At 69.6% G+C, this 15,950-nt stretch carries 14 protein-coding genes and 1 pseudogene; 11 read left to right on the forward strand and 4 right to left on the reverse strand.

Translation table 11 applies throughout. The annotated features are described in order from the left end of the window. The first annotated feature begins 9 nt into the window (after window positions 1-9). Window positions 10-747, forward strand: a complete 738-nt coding sequence (locus ACWF82_RS10735; RefSeq protein ID WP_452500098.1) for a DUF3105 domain-containing protein — start codon at window positions 10-12, stop codon at window positions 745-747. Here ACWF82_RS10735 and ACWF82_RS10740 read toward each other — a convergent pair. From ACWF82_RS10740 to ACWF82_RS10750, 3 genes are all read right to left on the reverse strand, one after another. Continuing rightward, the gene (locus ACWF82_RS10740) at window positions 719-1,144 is read right to left on the reverse strand and encodes a PPOX class F420-dependent oxidoreductase (RefSeq protein WP_452500100.1); all 426 of its coding nucleotides are present in this window, start codon (window positions 1,142-1,144) and stop codon (window positions 719-721) included. The genes ACWF82_RS10735 and ACWF82_RS10740 overlap by 29 nt on opposite strands. A 125-nt stretch (window positions 1,145-1,269) precedes the next feature. Beyond that, window positions 1,270-1,887 (reverse strand): LuxR C-terminal-related transcriptional regulator, encoded by a 618-nt coding sequence (locus ACWF82_RS10745; RefSeq protein WP_452500101.1) that lies wholly within the window; start codon window positions 1,885-1,887, stop codon window positions 1,270-1,272. Further along, complete coding sequence (locus ACWF82_RS10750) at window positions 1,884-3,167, reverse strand: sensor histidine kinase (RefSeq protein ID WP_452500103.1); 1,284 nt, start codon at window positions 3,165-3,167, stop codon at window positions 1,884-1,886. The genes ACWF82_RS10745 and ACWF82_RS10750 overlap by 4 nt, the downstream gene beginning before the upstream one ends. A gap of 129 nt (window positions 3,168-3,296) precedes the next feature. Between ACWF82_RS10750 and ACWF82_RS10755 the strand changes: the two genes are divergently transcribed. From ACWF82_RS10755 to ACWF82_RS10765, 3 genes are read left to right on the forward strand one after another with little or no spacing between them, the layout of a single operon-like run. Further along, window positions 3,297-4,349, forward strand: coding sequence for an ABC transporter permease (locus tag ACWF82_RS10755; RefSeq protein WP_452500105.1), 1,053 nt, complete (start codon window positions 3,297-3,299; stop codon window positions 4,347-4,349). 10 nt (window positions 4,350-4,359) lie between these two features. Beyond that, window positions 4,360-5,076, forward strand: coding sequence for an ABC transporter ATP-binding protein (locus tag ACWF82_RS10760; protein ID WP_452500106.1), 717 nt, complete (start codon window positions 4,360-4,362; stop codon window positions 5,074-5,076). A gap of 50 nt (window positions 5,077-5,126) precedes the next feature. Beyond that, on the forward strand, window positions 5,127-5,507 hold the full coding sequence (locus ACWF82_RS10765) for a hypothetical protein (protein ID WP_452500108.1): 381 nt from the start codon (window positions 5,127-5,129) through the stop codon (window positions 5,505-5,507). 152 nt (window positions 5,508-5,659) lie between these two features. Here ACWF82_RS10765 and ACWF82_RS10770 read toward each other — a convergent pair. Then, window positions 5,660-6,208: pseudogene (locus ACWF82_RS10770) on the reverse strand (SACE_7040 family transcriptional regulator); the annotation flags it as partial. A 137-nt stretch (window positions 6,209-6,345) separates the two neighbouring features. Between ACWF82_RS10770 and ACWF82_RS10775 the strand changes: the two are divergent. From ACWF82_RS10775 to ACWF82_RS10805, 7 genes are all read left to right on the forward strand, one after another. After that, the gene (locus ACWF82_RS10775) at window positions 6,346-7,953 is read left to right on the forward strand and encodes a carboxyl transferase domain-containing protein (RefSeq protein ID WP_452500110.1); all 1,608 of its coding nucleotides are present in this window, start codon (window positions 6,346-6,348) and stop codon (window positions 7,951-7,953) included. 5 nt (window positions 7,954-7,958) lie between these two features. Further along, window positions 7,959-10,022, forward strand: coding sequence for an acetyl/propionyl/methylcrotonyl-CoA carboxylase subunit alpha (locus ACWF82_RS10780; protein WP_452500112.1), 2,064 nt, complete (start codon window positions 7,959-7,961; stop codon window positions 10,020-10,022). Beyond that, on the forward strand, window positions 10,019-11,179 hold the full coding sequence (locus ACWF82_RS10785; RefSeq protein ID WP_452500113.1) for an acyl-CoA dehydrogenase family protein: 1,161 nt from the start codon (window positions 10,019-10,021) through the stop codon (window positions 11,177-11,179). Before ACWF82_RS10780 ends, ACWF82_RS10785 begins: the two co-directional genes overlap by 4 nt. Further along, complete coding sequence (locus tag ACWF82_RS10790; RefSeq protein WP_452500115.1) at window positions 11,176-11,658, forward strand: MaoC family dehydratase; 483 nt, start codon at window positions 11,176-11,178, stop codon at window positions 11,656-11,658. Before ACWF82_RS10785 ends, ACWF82_RS10790 begins: the two co-directional genes overlap by 4 nt. A 71-nt stretch (window positions 11,659-11,729) precedes the next feature. After that, window positions 11,730-12,560 carry an HpcH/HpaI aldolase/citrate lyase family protein gene (locus tag ACWF82_RS10795; protein WP_452500117.1) on the forward strand — a complete coding sequence of 277 codons (831 nt, stop codon included), beginning with the start codon at window positions 11,730-11,732 and terminating at the stop codon, window positions 12,558-12,560. Window positions 12,561-12,632: 72 nt separating this feature from the next. Next, the gene (locus ACWF82_RS10800; RefSeq protein ID WP_452500119.1) at window positions 12,633-14,576 is read left to right on the forward strand and encodes an acetoacetate--CoA ligase; all 1,944 of its coding nucleotides are present in this window, start codon (window positions 12,633-12,635) and stop codon (window positions 14,574-14,576) included. Between the two features lie 79 nt (window positions 14,577-14,655). Next, window positions 14,656-15,882 (forward strand): TetR/AcrR family transcriptional regulator, encoded by a 1,227-nt coding sequence (locus ACWF82_RS10805; protein WP_452500121.1) that lies wholly within the window; start codon window positions 14,656-14,658, stop codon window positions 15,880-15,882. Window positions 15,883-15,950 lie beyond the last annotated feature (68 nt).

Below are 15,950 nucleotides of genomic sequence, written 5' to 3' on the forward strand. Positions count from 1 at the left end.
GGGAGCGCGGTGCGGAATTCGAACACGACGATCGGTACGAGGTACGCACGCGCCGCCGTGGCGGGCATCGCGGTCGCCGCGCTCTTCGCCGCAGGCTGCTCGACGGGCGACAAGCTGGACGGCACCGCCACCGCCTCGATGGACTCCTTCGTGCCGTCCGCGGACAACCAGGATCCCTCCGGCGAGATCCCCGGCATCGTGATCACCGAGTTCCCGCCCGGCCTGCACGTGACCAGCACCCAGCGGGTCGCCTACCCCACGATCCCGCCGCTGGGCGGACCACACGACAGCAGGTGGGCGGCCTGCGACGGCATCGTCTACGACAAAGGCGTCCGCACCGAGAACATGGTGCACTCCCTGGAACACGGCGCCGTCTGGATCGCCTACAACCCGGACAAGGTGGATGCCGACGATCGCGCCGCGCTCGCCGCGCGGGTCAAGGACAGGCCGTACACCGTGATGTCACCCATTCCCGGCATGGACCACCCGATCTCCCTGCAATCGTGGGGCCATCAGCTGAAACTCGACAGCGCCGACGACCCGCGGATCGACCAGTTCATCGTGGCCCTGCGCGAAAATCCCTACACCACACCGGAACCCGGCGCGACCTGCTCGTCACCGCTGTTCGACCGCACCAATCCACCGCCGTTCGATCCCACCGAGCCCGGCCCCGGCGCCGTCGACCCGAACAGCGACGGGGCCGCGACGCCCGACGTTCCTACGCCGTCACCTGGAAGTGGGCGATGACCTTGGTCGGCCGCACCCGCACGACGAGCTCACCCGCGACCCCGTTGCGCTTGCCGAATTCCTCGGCCTTGTCCGGCCCCATGTAGCGAGCGGCGATCTCGGTAGCGGTCCGGACGAGCTCGTCGAGATCCTCGGACAACGTCACCGTCCCCTGCACCTCCACCAGCGCGTACGGCGGCTCCTCGAGATCCACACACAGGGCGACCCGGGGATCCCGCGCGAACGCCCGCCCCTTGGCGGTGTTCTTGCCGGTATTGAAGACCAGCTCGTCCCCTTCGACGATGAACCATACCGGGGTGACCAGCGGACGACCGTCGGCGCCGGTGAAAGCCACCTTGCCCGTTCGTGTTCCGTGGGAGAGGAATTCGCGCACCTGAGGATCAGCGAGTGAGGACATGCGGTCAGGGTAGGCCGGACCGGACGCACCGCGCGCGACCCACACCGAACGAGCCGGCATACGGCCGTACTTTCGCGCACCGCGCCGCCGCGCTCGGCGAACGGGGCCGAATCGCGGGTCGGCGGTCAGATCGCGCCCTGTGCTCGCGCGGTCGCGACGGCGGAGGTCCGCGACTTCACGCCGAGCTTGGCGTAGATGTGCACCAGGTGCGACTTCACGGTGGTCTCGCTGAGGAACAGTTGTTTGGCGATGTCGCGGTTCGACAGACCCGCGGCGACCAGGCGCAGTACCTCGACTTCGCGTGGGCTGAGAGTGGTGTCCGCGCGGCGGACGCGGGTCATCAGACGGGAGGCGACGGTGGGCGAGAGGACGCTCTCCCCCACCGCGGCGGCGCGGACGGCCGCGAGGAGCTCGGTGGGTGGGGTGTCCTTGAGGAGGTAGCCGACGGCGCCCGCTTCGATCGCGCCGAGGATGTCGGCGTCGGTGTCGTAGTTGGTGACCACAAGGACGTTCGGCGGAGCGGGCAGCGCGCGCAGGCCCGCGGTGGCGGAGGCGCCGGAGCGGCCGTCGCCGAAGCGCAGGTCCATCAGCACCAGGTCGACCGGGTTGGCGGCGCAGAAGGCAACGGCCGCATCGGCATCGGCGACATCGCCGACGACGCTGATGTCGTCGGCAGCCTCCAGCAAAGCCCGCAGACCGGCCCGGACGATGGCGTGGTCGTCGGCGAGCAGCAGCCGGATCACGAGACCGCTCCCAGCGGGAAGGACACGGTGACGGCGGTGTGGCCCGGCTCGGATTCGATCGTCATCGCACCACCCTGCTGTTCGACGCGACTGCGCATGGCGGCCAGCCCGAACGCACCGGATCGCGGCCCGCGCAGGATGTCCGGCGCGATGCCGATGCCGTCGTCGACGATGTCGAGGTGCACGTCGGTGTCGTCGTAGGTCAGCGTGACCCGCATCCGCGCGGCCTCGGCGTGCTGGACGACATTGGCGACCGCGCTCTGCGCGATCCGTACCAGCGCAGCCTCCACCGGCATCGGCAACCGCTCCGGGTCCCCTTCGACCAGCAGCTGGGCCGACAGCGACGGCGACTGCGCGCGCTCGCGGACCCGTTCCAGCGCTTCGGCCAGCGACTGCCCGTCCAGCGCGGCGGGCGACAATTCGTCGATGAGCCTGCGGGTTTCGGCCAGATCCTCGGCGGCGGTCTCGCGGGCGAGCCGAATCCGGTCCAGCGCTGGATGATCCGGTGCCGCCTGCTCGGCGGCGTGCAGCAACAGCTGGATACTGCTCAGCCCCTGAGCGACGGTGTCGTGGATTTCCTTGGCCAGTCGCTCGCGTTCGGCGAGCTTGCCCGCCGTGCGCTCCTGTTCGGCGAGAACCGCTCTGGTGTCGAGCAATTCATGGATCAACCGCTCCCGTTCCACCGCTTCGCGATACAGCGCCTGGTAGCCGAGTCCGATGCCGATGGCGACCAGCGCGCCGAGCACCGGCCCAACCACCGCCCCCACCGACCAGCCGCGGTGCGCCGCGAAGCCGACCACCCCGACGGCCGTGGCCAGCACCACCGCGACCAGATTCCACGGTCGCGGCAGCAGATGCAGGTAGACGAAGAACAACCCGAAGGCGAGATACACCGCGTCCGGAGTGAGCCCGAGCAGCGCCAGCCACAGTACGGTAAGAGTGGCCAGCCACACCGAGACCACCCACGAATTCCACACCGGCACCGGCGTATCGGGGCCTGCCGACGGAGGTGTCGCCTCGCCCCGAGGACTCGTCACGCGCGCAGCACCGACAGATACCGGAGCACCCGAGACAACCCGGTCTCCCGAGCGCCGAGGCAGCTCGGTGCCCGCGAAGTAGACGGCCAGCCACACCACCGTCAGGACGACCACCCACACTCCGTGTCCACCGCCGCCGGGCAACAGCGCCCGCACCGCGACCACCACGGCCAGCACCGTCACCAGCACATGCAGGCCTAGCCGCAGCGTGGTGACCACCGGGGTCAGCGGGGACGAGCGCACCCGACCAGCTTATGTGCGGCAACCGGCCCGGCATCCATCGAAAGGTGTAAACGCGGGCAGACCTTGGGAGGAAGGCGTTTCGTGCGCCGGTGCGATGGCACGGCAGCCGGGCGCGGCGAGAGTGGAGCCATGTTCGTCGCACTCCGAGATCTGCGGGCCGCCCGCGGCCGCTTTCTGTTGATTACGACCGTCGTCCTGCTGGTGGCGGTGCTGGTCAGTTTTCTCAGCGGCCTCACCGCCGGGCTGGCGCATCAGAACATCTCGGCCGTCCAGGGCATTCGCGCCGACCAGGTGGTTTTCGCCGAGACGGGCGCCGATCCGTCCTTCGACTCGTCGGTGCTCGCCGAGCAGCAGGTGGCGCGGTGGCAGTCGGCCGGTGGGATCACCGCCACCCCGATCGGCATCTCCCGCGCCCGCGCCGAGCATGCGGGGGCCAGCCCGGAACAGGTCGCGTTGTTCGGCGGCGACCCGTCGGCGTTCAGCAATCACCCTGCTACCGCACCGGGCGCGGTGGTGCTGAGCTCGGCCGCGGCCAGGGAGCTCGCCGCGAGCACCGGCGACACCATCCTGCTCGCGGGCCACGAGTTCACCGTGGCCGACGTCGCGGGCGACGAGTGGTACAGCCACACCCCGGTGATCTGGACCAGCATGCAGGATTGGCAGGCCGCGAGCCCGCGCTCGGGCGCGGCGACGGTGCTCGCGGTGACCGGCGACGCACCGCGCGGCGACCTCGACACCGAGTCCGGAACCCACACCGTGCCCGCGCGGGACGCCGTCCAGGCGATCGGCTCCTTCCAGGCCGAGAACAGTTCACTCACCCTGATGACGGTCTTGCTGTTCGCGATCTCAGCGCTGGTCATCGGCGCCTTCTTCACGGTGTGGACCGTGCAGCGCCAGCCCGATATCGCCACGTTGAAGGCACTCGGCGCGACCACCGGTTCGCTGGTCGTGGACGCGCTGGCGCAGGCCGCGATCGTGCTGGTCGCCGGCGTCACGATCGGTCTCGGCATCACCGCGGTGGCCTCGCTGTTCCTCGGTGACGCCATGCCGTTCGTGCTGTCACTGTCGACCACGCTGGTGCCCGCCCTGGCCCTGATCCTGCTCGGCCTCGTCGGCGCCGCGGTCGCGCTGCGCTTCCTGTTCACCACCGATCCGCTGACCGCGCTCGGCGCGACCCGCTGAAGGACTCCCCATGGCACTGACCCTCACCGACGTCACCCTGACCTACCCCGACGGCGCGGACAGGCTCACCGCCCTCGACCGGGTGTCCATGCACGTCCCCGGTGGCACGATCGCCGCGGTCACCGGGCCGTCCGGGTCGGGCAAGTCGAGTCTGCTCGCCGTGGCGGCGACGCTGATCCGGCCGGACTCGGGCGCCGTCGTCCTCGACACCGACACGGGCCGAACCGATCTCGCGCGGCTGAGCAGGCGCGCCGCGTCCGAGATCCGACGCACCGCGATGGGCATCGTCTTCCAGCAGCCGAACCTCATTCCGGCGCTGACGGCACTCGAACAGCTGGAGGTCACCGCCCACCTCGGCGGCAAGCCACGCACCAGACGCAGCGAGACCAAGTCCCGCGCAAGGGAATTGCTCGATGCCGTCGGCTTGTCCGAGCACGCGGGCAAGCGCCCGGCTCAGCTTTCCGGCGGCCAGCGCCAGCGCGTCAATATCGCCCGCGCACTGATGAACGACCCGGCACTGCTCGTCGTCGACGAACCGACCAGCGCCCTGGACTCCGAACGCGGCTCGGCCGTCCTCGACCTGATCACCACCATCGCCCGCGAACACAGGGCGGCGACGATCCTGGTCACCCACGACCCCACCCACCTGCACCGCATGGACGCGGTCTACCGGATGACCGACGGTCGCCTGAGCACCGTCGAGACCGCCGCCCCCGCCCGAGCCTGATTCAGCGCGCCCGCCGCGCGCCGATGGCGCACCGGAGGCAGACTGAACCGATGAGCGATCCGAGACAGCTGATCGTGGTCGACGCGGCCAATGTCGTCGGTTCCCGGGCCGACGGCTGGTGGCGTGACCGCGCGGGCGCCGCCCGGCGCCTGCTGTCGGAGATCGCCGACCTGACCACCCGGCTACCGGAATCGACCGACGTAACCGTCGTCCTCGAAGGCGCGGCCAAAGCCGCCGCCGACGAACCCACGGCACCGCGGCTGACCGTCGTCCTGGCCGAACGCGCAGGCGACGACAAGATCGTCGACGTGGTGTCCGAGGCCACCGGCCACATCACCGTCGTCACCGCCGACCGCGAACTCCGTTCCCGAGTCCAGGCGCTCGGCGCCGAAACCGTCGGCCCCGGCTGGCTTGTGAGCCAACTGCACTGAGAGCCGACCGGTGGTCGCCAGATCCGGTCACCCGATCAACGGCGCTGGTCGTCGATCAGGTCGGAGACGATCCCGCTGCCACGAACCGGTTCCGGCGCCGGCTGTTTGCGCTTGCGAGCAGGCTGAATGCGCGACGCCGCCTGCGGCGCCTCCGACAATGCCGCGAGCGCCATCTGCCGCAGTACTGGACGGGCCCGCGTCGCGATGGCCGGGGTCGCGCTGTGCGGGGTGGAGTTGATCAGACCGAAGGCGGCGTGGGCCTGGACGCGGGCGGTTTCCTCGGCGAGGCCGGGGTGCACCTCGCGCAGCACCTGCACCCACACCTCGACGTACTGACGCTGGGTGCGGCGCAGGGTGCGGCGGTCGGCGGCGGGGACGTTGTCGAGGTCGCGGTCCTGGATGCGGATGAGCTCGGGGTCGTCGAAGGCGAAGTCGAGGTGGAAATCGACCAGGCCTTCCAGCGCCTCGGCCGGTGACTGCGCCGCCGCGACGACCGCGCGGCCGCCGTCGAGCAGCCGCTCACTGACGCCGACGAGGAGTTCGACCAGCAGGGCCTCTTTGTTCGCGAAGTGCCGGTAGACGGCCGGACCGCTGATGCCGACCGCCGCGCCGAGGTCGTCGAGGCGGACACCGAAGAATCCGCGATCGGCGATCAGCCGGGCGCCGGCGTCGAGCAACTGCTCCCGACGCTGGGCTTTCATCAATTCGCGCCGGGTCACCGGGGCGGGCTCGAGCGTGGCCAACCTCGACTCCCTTCCACCGGGTCTGGACAACTTGGTTAGTCAAGATTAACCTGAATTTCAGTTATTGGCGATTAACCGGATGGCAGGATGGCGTGATGACCGTTACGCACGACCTCGACAACGGCACCGCGGCCGCGACGAGCAACCGGGCCGCGCACCACGCGCTGGCCGACGAGCTGCGGCAGCGGCTGGCCGAGACAGCGCTCGGCGGTCCGCAGAAGTCGCGCGAGCGGCACACGGCCAGGGGCAAACTGCTCCCCCGCGAGCGGGTCGACCAGCTGCTCGACCCAGGCAGCCCGTTCCTCGAGCTGTCCCCGCTGGCGGGCAACGGCATGTACGGCGACGAGTGCCCCGGCGCCGGCGTGATCGCGGGCATCGGCCGGATCGCGGGCCGCGAGTGCCTGGTCCTGGCCAACGACGCGACGGTCAAGGGCGGCACGTACTACCCGATCTCGGTGAAGAAGCATCTGCGCGCGCAGGAGGTGGCCGCGCAGAACAACCTGCCGTGCGTGTATCTGGTGGACTCCGGCGGCGCCTTCCTGCCGCACCAGGACGAGGTGTTCCCCGACCGCGAGCACTTCGGCCGCATCTTCTACAACCAGGCGAACATGAGCGCCAAGGGCATCGCCCAGATCGCGGCGGTGATGGGTTCGTGCACCGCCGGTGGCGCCTACGTGCCCGCCATGGCCGACGAGGCCGTCATCGTGCGCGACCAGGGCACCATCTTCCTCGGCGGCCCGCCGCTGGTGAAGGCCGCGACCGGTGAAGTCGTCACGGCCGAGGAGCTCGGCGGCGGCCTGCTGCACTCGCGGACCTCCGGCGTCACCGACCACCTCGCCGAGGACGACCGCGACGCGCTGCGCATCGTCCGCGATATCGTCGGCACCCTCGGCCCGCGCCCCGAGGCGCCGTGGGAGGTGCTGCCGAGCACCCCGCCCGCCAAACCGGAGGACGAGCTCTACGACGTGGTCCCGGTCGACCCGCGCACGCCGTACGACGTGCGCGAGGTGATCGACCGGATCGTCGACGGCGAGGCCGGATTCCACGAGTTCAAGGCCGAATACGGCAAGACCCTGGTCACCGGGTTCGCCCGCATCCACGGCCACCCGGTCGGCATCGTCGCCAACAACGGCGTGCTGTTCGCCGAATCCGCCATGAAGGGCGCGCATTTCATCGAACTGTGCGACAAGCGCAAGATCCCGCTGCTGTTCCTGCAGAACATCACCGGCTTCATGGTCGGGCGCGACTACGAGGCGGGCGGCATCGCCAAGCACGGCGCGAAGATGGTCACCGCGGTGGCGTGCGCGCGGGTGCCGAAGCTGACCGTGGTGATCGGCGGCTCCTACGGCGCGGGCAACTACTCCATGTGCGGGCGCGCGTATTCGCCGCGCTTCCTGTGGATGTGGCCGAACGCGCGGATTTCGGTGATGGGCGGCGAGCAGGCCGCCTCGGTGCTGTCGACCGTGCGCGGCGACCAGCTCGACAGCGCGGGCAAGCCGTGGTCCGACGAGGATCAGGAAGCTTTCAAGGCGCCGATCCGGGAGCAGTACGAGACCCAGGGCAACCCCTACTACGCGACAGCGCGGATCTGGGACGACGGCGTCATCGCGCCCACCGACACCAGAACCGCGCTCGGACTTGCCCTCTCGGTGTGCGCGCAAGCGCCGCTCGAGCCCGTTTCCTACGGCGTCTTCCGGATGTGAGAGACATGCTGAACAAATCCCTCCCCGTCGAATTCGACACCGTCCTTGTCGCCAACCGCGGCGAGATCGCGGTGCGCGTCATCAAGACCTTGCGCGCCATGGGCATTCGCTCGGTCGCGGTGTACAGCGACGCCGACGCCGACGCCCGCCACGTGCGTGAGGCCGATGTGGCGGTGCGCCTCGGGCCCGCGCCGGCTCGCGAGAGCTACCTGTCGATCGAGAAGGTCGTCGACGCCGCCCTGCGCTCCGGCGCCCAGGCCGTGCACCCCGGTTATGGCTTCCTGTCGGAGAATTCGGCGTTCGCGGCCGCGCTGGCCGACGCCGACATCGTCTTCCTCGGGCCGCCTGCCAAGGCGATCGAGGTGATGGGCGACAAGATCACCGCCAAGAAGACCGTCACCGCGTTCGGCGTTCCGGTCGTTCCCGGCCTCGCCGAACCCGGCCTCAGCGACGAGCAATTGATCACCGCCGCCGCCGAAGTCGGCTATCCCGTGCTGGTGAAGCCGTCGGCCGGTGGTGGCGGCAAGGGCATGCGCCGGGTCGACCGGGCCGAGGACCTGCCCGCCGCGCTGGTCAGCGCGCGACGGGAGGCCGGCGCGTCCTTCGGCGACGACACCCTGTTCCTGGAACGGTTCGTCACCCGGCCCCGCCACATCGAGGTGCAGGTCCTGGCCGACAAGTACGGCAATGTCGTGCACCTGGGCGAACGCGAATGCAGCTTGCAGCGCAGGCATCAGAAGGTGATCGAGGAAGCGCCCTCGCCGCTGCTCGACGCCGCGACCAGGGCCCGCATCGGCACCGCCGCCTGCAATACCGCGCGCAGCGTCGACTACGTCGGCGCCGGCACCGTGGAGTTCATCGTCTCCGCCGACCGGCCCGACGAGTTCTTCTTCATGGAGATGAACACCCGGCTGCAGGTGGAGCATCCGGTGACCGAGATGGTCACCGGCGTCGACCTGGTGGAATGCCAGGTGCGCGTCGCCGCCGGGCAGAAACTGGCCCGCACCCAGGACGAGATCCACCTGGTCGGGCATGCGATCGAGGCGCGCGTCTACGCCGAGGACCCGGGTCGCGGCTTCCTGCCGACCGGTGGCACCGTGCTCGCCCTCGCCGAGCCGAACGGCCCTGGCGTTCGGGTGGATTCGGGCCTGTCCGAGGGGACCGTGGTCGGCAGCGACTACGACCCGATGCTGTCGAAGGTGATCGCGCGCGGCACCACGCGCGCCGACGCGCTCGCCGCACTGGACCGCGCGCTCGAGCAGACCGTCCTGCTCGGTGTCACGAGCAATATCGAGTTCCTGCGTTTCCTGCTCGCCGACGACGACGTCCAGGCAGGCCGCCTCGACACCGCGCTGCTGGACCGCCGGGTGGCAGACTTCCAGCCCGCCGCCGTCACCGACGACGAATTCATCGCCGCCGCGGCCTATCACTGGCTGCGCCGGTGGCCGAGCACGGGCGGTGACCCGTGGTCGGTGCCGTCGGGCTGGCGACTCGGCGCACCGGCACCGACCGTGATCCGGCTCGCGGGGGGTGATCAGATCCGCCACGTCTTCATCTCGGGCACACCGGAATCCGCGATCGTCCGGCTGGAAGCCGATGACACCGCGCGGCCGGGTGCGCACGCCGACGAATCCGACAGCCGCTCACTCGCGGCCGCGCTGCTCGACGGCCGTCTCACCCTCACCGTCGACGGACTCCGCCGCGTGCATCGCGTCGCCGAGGCCGACGGCCAGCTGTGGGTGAGCGGCGACGGCGGTGTCGCCGTGCTGCGCGAGGTCGCCGAGGCGAGCGTGCGTGGCGACGCGGCACACGTCGGCGACGCCGAAATACGCAGCCCCATGCCGGGTTCGGTGATCGCGACACCGGTCGCCGACGGCGCGACCGTCGAGGTCGGCGACCCGGTGATCGTCATCGAGGCCATGAAGATGGAGCACGCGCTCACCGCCCCCGTCGCGGGCACCGTCGAACTCCTGGCACAGCCGGGCGCCCAGGTGAAGCTCGACCAGGTGCTGGTCCGCGTCATCGCCCATCCCACCGACACCGCCGCCGCGGAAGGAACCAACGCATGACCGACTACCTGTCCACCGGATCGCTGCCGGACGAATACCGCCAGCTCGCCCTCACGGTGCGCGACTTCGCCCAGCAGGTCGTCGCGCCGGTCTCGGCGAAACACGATGCCGAGCACAGCTTCCCGTACGAAGTCGTCGCCGGGATGGCCGATATGGGACTGTTCGGCCTGCCGTTCCCCGAGGAGTTCGGCGGTATGGGCGGCGACTACTTCGCCCTGTGCCTGGCGCTCGAGGAACTCGGCAAGGTCGACCAGAGCGTGGCCATCACCCTCGAGGCGGGTGTCTCGCTCGGCGCGATGCCGATCTACCGCTTCGGCAACGACAAGCAGAAGACCGAATGGCTGCCCCAGCTCACCAGCGGACGGGCGCTGGCCGGTTTCGGCCTCACCGAACCCGACGCGGGCAGCGACGCCGGCGGCACCCGCACCACCGCGATCGAGGACGGCGAGAGCTGGGTGATCAACGGCGCAAAGCAGTTCATCACCAACTCCGGCACCGATATCACCCGCCTGGTCACGGTCACCGCGGTCACCGGGCAGACCGGCGGCAAGAAGGAGATCTCCACCATCCTGGTGCCGACCACCACGCCCGGTTTCGTCGCCGAACCGGCCTACAACAAGGTCGGCTGGAACGCCTCCGACACCCATCCACTGAGCTTCACCGATGTGCGGGTGCCGAAGGAGAACCTGCTCGGCGAGCGCGGCCGTGGCTACGCCAACTTCCTGCGCATCCTCGACGAGGGCCGCATCGCCATCGCCGCGCTCGCGGTGGGCGCAGCCCAGGGCTGCGTCGACGAGAGCGTGCGCTACGCGGGCGAGCGTCAGGCGTTCGGGCAGGCCATCGGCCGCAATCAGGCCATCGCGTTCAAGATCGCCCGGATGGAGGCGCGCGCCCACGTCGCGCGGACCGCCTACTACGACGCGGCCGCGCTGATGCTGGCGGGCAAGCCGTTCAAGAAGGCCGCCTCGATCGCCAAGATGGTCGCCAGCGAGGCGGCGATGGACAACGCGCGCGATGCCACGCAGATCTTCGGCGGCAACGGATTCATGAACGAATACCCCGTGTCGAGGCACTACCGTGACAGCAAGATCCTGGAAATCGGTGAGGGCACGACGGAGGTGCAGCTGATGCTGATCGCAAGGGAGCTCGGGCTGTGAGCGAAGCACGGCGGGTCGTCCAGCGTGGGTTGTGGTTCGAGGAGTTCGAGATCGGGACGATCTACGAGCACCGGCCTGGCCGCACCATCACCGAGGCCGACAATGTCCTGTTCACCACGCTGACCATGAACACCCAGGCCCTGCACCTGGACGCGGCCTTCGCCGACGCGCAGCCGCCGTTCAACCAGCGGCTGGTGAACTCGATGTTCACGCTGTCGACGCTGATCGGCCTCTCGGTCGCCCAGCTCACCCAGGGCACCCTGGTGGCCAATCTCGGCTTCTCCGAGATGTCGCTGCCCGCGCCGCTGTTCCACGGCGACACGATGTACGCCGAAACGCTGGTCACCGACAAGCGGGAGTCGAAGAGCCGTCCGGGTGAGGGCATCGTCAGCCTCACCCACACCGCGCGCAACCAGGACGGCGTGATCGTGGCGAAAGCCGTGCGGCAGACGCTGGTCAGGAAGGCGCCTCCGGCATGAGCGGGCAACGCCCGGAGGAACTGGCGTGCCGCACCATCCCCGGGCGCCCCGGCCCGCCGAAAGGACACAGCATGACGATGACGGGAGACAGCGTGAGTGCCTGGGAGCCGAGCGGACCGGCGTGGTTGTTCTGCCCGGCCGACCGGCCCGAGCGCTTCGCCAAGGCCGCCGCAGCGGCCGATGTGGTGATCCTCGATCTCGAGGACGGAGTCGCCGCGGGCGACAAGGCCACGGCCAGGAAAGCGCTCATCGAGACCCCACTCGACCCGCAGCACACCGTGATTCGCGTCAACGCGGCCGGCACCGACGAGTACGCGGCCGACCTGGCCGCCCTCGCGCAGACCGCCTACCGGCGCATCATGCTGCCCAAATGCGAATCGGCCGAACAGGTTCGAAGCCTGGCTGGGTACGAGGTCATCGTGCTGATCGAGTCGCCGCTCGGTGCGGTTCGCGTGGCGGAATCGGTCGCGGCCGAGAACGCGATCGGCGTGATGTGGGGCGCCGAGGACCTGGTCGCCGGTCTTGGCGGCAATTCCAGCAGGCATGCCGACGGCAGCTACCGCGATGTCGCGCGGCACGTGCGCTCGGCGAGTCTGCTGGCAGCCAAGGCCTTCGGCCGGTTCGCCCTGGATTCGGTGTTCCTGAACATCAAGGATCTGGAGGGGCTGGCGGTGGAGACGCTCGACGCGGTGGCCGTCGGCTTCGATGCGAAGGTGGCCATTCATCCGAGTCAGGTGGCGGTGATCCGCGAGGGCTACGCGCCGGATCCGGACGAGATCGGTTGGGCACGCAGGGTTCTCGCTGAGGTACCCAATCACCGCGGCGTCTTCGCGTTCGAAGGCCGTATGGTCGACGCCCCGGTTCTGCGGCACGCCGAGCAGATCGTCCGCCGGGCCCGCTGAGTACATCCCGGCGCGCCGGGTAACCATTCGCCGGAGACCCCGGTTCACGTGCAATCCAGAGGAGGACATCCGGTGCAACCGCAATGGGAGCCCAACGCCCAGGACATCGCGTCGGCACGGATCACCGGCTTCGCCGCCTTCGTCAGCGCGAGGACCGGCAAGGCGTACCCCGACTACCAGGCACTGTGGCAATGGTCGGTCGACGACATCGACGGGTTCTGGCAGGCACTGTGGGACTACTTCGAACTCGGTGAGACCGCCGGCGAGGTGCTCGGCTCGCGGGAGATGCCCGGCGCGCGGTGGTTCCCCGGCACGCGGCTGAACTATGTCGACCAGATCATCCGCATGGCCCAGTTCGGCCGCCCCGCGATCATCGCCCTGCACGAGGACGCCGAGCCGCGGGAGATCGCCTGGTCCGAGTTGATCGAGCAGGTCACGGTTTTCGCGCGAACGCTGCGTGAGCAGGGCGTCGAGGCGGGCGACCGGGTGATCGGCTACCTGCCGAATATCCCGGAGACGATCGTCGCCTTCCTCGCCACCGCGAGCATCGGCGCGGTGTGGAGCGCGTGCGGGCAGGACTACTCGGCCAAGGCGGCGCTGGACCGGCTCGGCCAGCTCGAGCCGACCGTGCTGGTGACCGCCGACGGCTACCGGTTCGGCGGTAAGCAGCACGACAAGCGCGCCGACATCGCCGCGCTGCGGGACGGACTGCCCAGCTTGCGCGCCACCGTCGCGGTGTCGCAGCTCGGCCTCGACGTGCCGGACAGCGTGGCGTGGTCCGACGCTGTCGCCGAGGTCGGCCTCGGCGTCATCGACACCACCGCGGTCGATTTCGATCATCCGCTGTGGATCGTCTTCTCCTCCGGCACCACCGGCCTGCCCAAGGGCATCGTGCACGGGCACGGCGGTGTGCTGCTCGAGCACCTGAAAGCCGTGGCGCTGCAATCTGATATCGGGCCCGATGACACGTTCTTCTGGTACACCAGCCCCAGCTGGATGATGTGGAACTTCCAGGTCGCCGGGCTACTGGCCGGGGCGACCATCGTCACCTACGACGGCAGCCCGGCCGCGGGTGCGCCGGATGCGCTGTGGCGCCTCGCCGCTCAGGTGCGCGCCACCGTCCTCGGAACCAGTCCCGGCTATGTCCTCGGCTGTATCAAGGCGGGCTCCGTTCCGCGCACCGACCACGATCTGTCGGCCCTGCGCACCGTCGGCATCACCGGGTCGGCGCTGCCGGTGTCGAGCGCGCTGTGGCTGAACGAGAACGCGGGCGAGCATGTGCAGGTGAACTCGATCAGCGGCGGCACCGACGTGGTGTCGGCCTTCATCGGCGGCGTGCCCACCGTGCCGGTCTGGCCCGGCGAGCTGTCGGCGCCGTATCTCGGTGTCTCCCTCGACGCCTTCGACGAGCAGGGTAAACCGGTGCACGGCGAGGTCGGCGAGCTGGTGGTGACCGAGCCGATGCCGTCGATGCCGGTCAGTTTCTGGCGCGACGAGGACGGAAAGCGCTACCACGACGCCTATTTCGACACCTATCCCGGCGTGTGGCGGCACGGCGACTGGATCACCCTGACCGAGCACGGCAGCGTCGTCGTGCACGGCCGCTCCGACTCCACCCTCAACCGGCACGGCATCCGCATGGGCAGCGCCGACATCTACCAGGTCGTCGAACAGTTCCCGGAGATCGCCGAGGCCTTGGTGATCGGCGCCGAACAACCCGACGGCGGCTACTGGATGCCCCTGTTCGTCGTCCTCGCCCCCGGCGCCGAACTCACCGACGACCTGAAAACCCGCCTCGCCACCGCGATCCGCACCGAGGTCTCCCCCCGCCACGTCCCCGACGAGATCCGCGAGGCCCCCGGCATTCCGCACACCAGAACCGGCAAGAAACTGGAAGTCCCGATCAAGAAACTCTTCCAGGGTGCTGACGCGAGCCGCGTCGTCGAACGCAGCGCCGTCGACGACCCGGCGCTGCTGGACTGGTTCGCACAAATCACCCCACCCCACAAGCTCTGAGAGCTCGCTACGGACGCCCGCGAAGGGCGGTGCCTGATCACCCGCAAAGCGCTCGGACACGCTGCAATACACTTCGCGTATGAATGTCGGCGAGTCTCGTGGAGCACGTGGATCGGTAGTCGGCGGGGCGAAGGATGGTGTGCGGCGGCGGCCGAAGAATCGGCGTGCGCAGATCGCGGCCAGCTCGGCGATGGCATTCGGCGCGGCCGGATACCACGGGGTGAGCATGGAGGACATCGCGGCCGGGTTAGGCATCAGCTCGGCCGCGCTGTACCGGCACTACCCGAGCAAGTACGCGCTGTTCCGGGAGGAGCTGCTGCGGGTCGGGCAGGCCTTCACTGCCTCGATCGCCGCATCCGTCGACGCGACACCGACCGCGGCGGAACGGTTGCGGCACATGCTGACCGGGCTCATCGGCGCGACGATGGAGAACCGGGCGACGGTCACGCTGGTGCGCTGGGAGGGCCGCTATCTGGAACCGGCCGATCGGCTGGTGCTCGACGAGCAGCGCGCCTGCGTGCAGGTCGCGCTCGACGAGCAACTGGCCGTGCTGCGCCCCGAGCTGACCGCACCGGATCTACGGATGCTGTCGACCGCGATGTTCGGCGTGATCACCAGCATCGCCGACCATCACGCCGCCCTGCCGGCCCGCACACTGAACCGGCTGCTCGGCGCGGCCTGCCTCGCCCTGGCCGAGAGCGGATTGCCGCCCGCGGCAACGATTTCGGAGCAGCCGGCCCAGGTCGAGATCCCGGACTCGTTCAAACACGAACTACTGCTGCGCAAAGCGGTCGAGCTCTTCCACGAACGCGGCTACCCGAACGTCAGTGTCGAAGACATCGCCTCGGCCGCGGGTCTGTCGGCCGCCTCGGCGGTCTACCGCTTCTACCGCGGCAAGAGCGACATCCTCGCCGCCGCCTTCCGCCGCGCGGCGGACCGCGTCTCCGGCGCGATCGGCCCCGCCGTCGCGAACACCCCCGACAGCGGCGCGGCGCTCGGTGTCCTGATCGACCAGTTCGTGACCGACACCTTCGACGAACGCGCACTCGCCGTCGTCTACTACGCCGAATTCGGGCACGTCCCCGCCGAGGAACGCGCGGTCCTGCGCAATATCCAGCGCCTGAGCGTCCAGGAATGGGCCCGCCTGGTCCGCGAGGAGCGTCCCGAACTCTCCGCCGCCGAGTCCCGCTTCCTCGTCCACGCGGCTTTCGCCATGGTCATCGACCTAGGCCAGGCCTTCGCGGGCGACCCGATCGCCTGCCGCGCCAGAGTCGCCTACCTCATGCGCCGAGTCCTACTCGGCTGACCTGCGCATTTCACCCGCTGCGGGTGAGGTGGAACGGGGCGGAAGCGATTTATGGTGGCTGTCGATAC

The sequence above is a fragment of the Nocardia sp. NPDC055053 genome (genome assembly GCF_053608285.1).

Bases quoted from the DNA above. Each gene is read 5' to 3' on its own strand.
- ACWF82_RS10740 (WP_452500100.1), bottom strand. From the start codon at position 1,144: ATGTCCTCACTCGCTGATCCTCAGGTGCGCGAATTCCTCTCCCACGGA.
- ACWF82_RS10755 (WP_452500105.1), top strand. From the start codon at position 3,297: ATGTTCGTCGCACTCCGAGATCTGCGGGCCGCCCGCGGCCGCTTTCTG.
- ACWF82_RS10760 (WP_452500106.1), top strand. From the start codon at position 4,360: ATGGCACTGACCCTCACCGACGTCACCCTGACCTACCCCGACGGCGCG.
- ACWF82_RS10765 (WP_452500108.1), top strand. From the start codon at position 5,127: ATGAGCGATCCGAGACAGCTGATCGTGGTCGACGCGGCCAATGTCGTC.
- ACWF82_RS10775 (WP_452500110.1), top strand. From the start codon at position 6,346: ATGACCGTTACGCACGACCTCGACAACGGCACCGCGGCCGCGACGAGC.
- ACWF82_RS10780 (WP_452500112.1), top strand. From the start codon at position 7,959: ATGCTGAACAAATCCCTCCCCGTCGAATTCGACACCGTCCTTGTCGCC.
- ACWF82_RS10785 (WP_452500113.1), top strand. From the start codon at position 10,019: ATGACCGACTACCTGTCCACCGGATCGCTGCCGGACGAATACCGCCAG.
- ACWF82_RS10795 (WP_452500117.1), top strand. From the start codon at position 11,730: ATGACGATGACGGGAGACAGCGTGAGTGCCTGGGAGCCGAGCGGACCG.
- ACWF82_RS10805 (WP_452500121.1), top strand. From the start codon at position 14,656: ATGAATGTCGGCGAGTCTCGTGGAGCACGTGGATCGGTAGTCGGCGGG.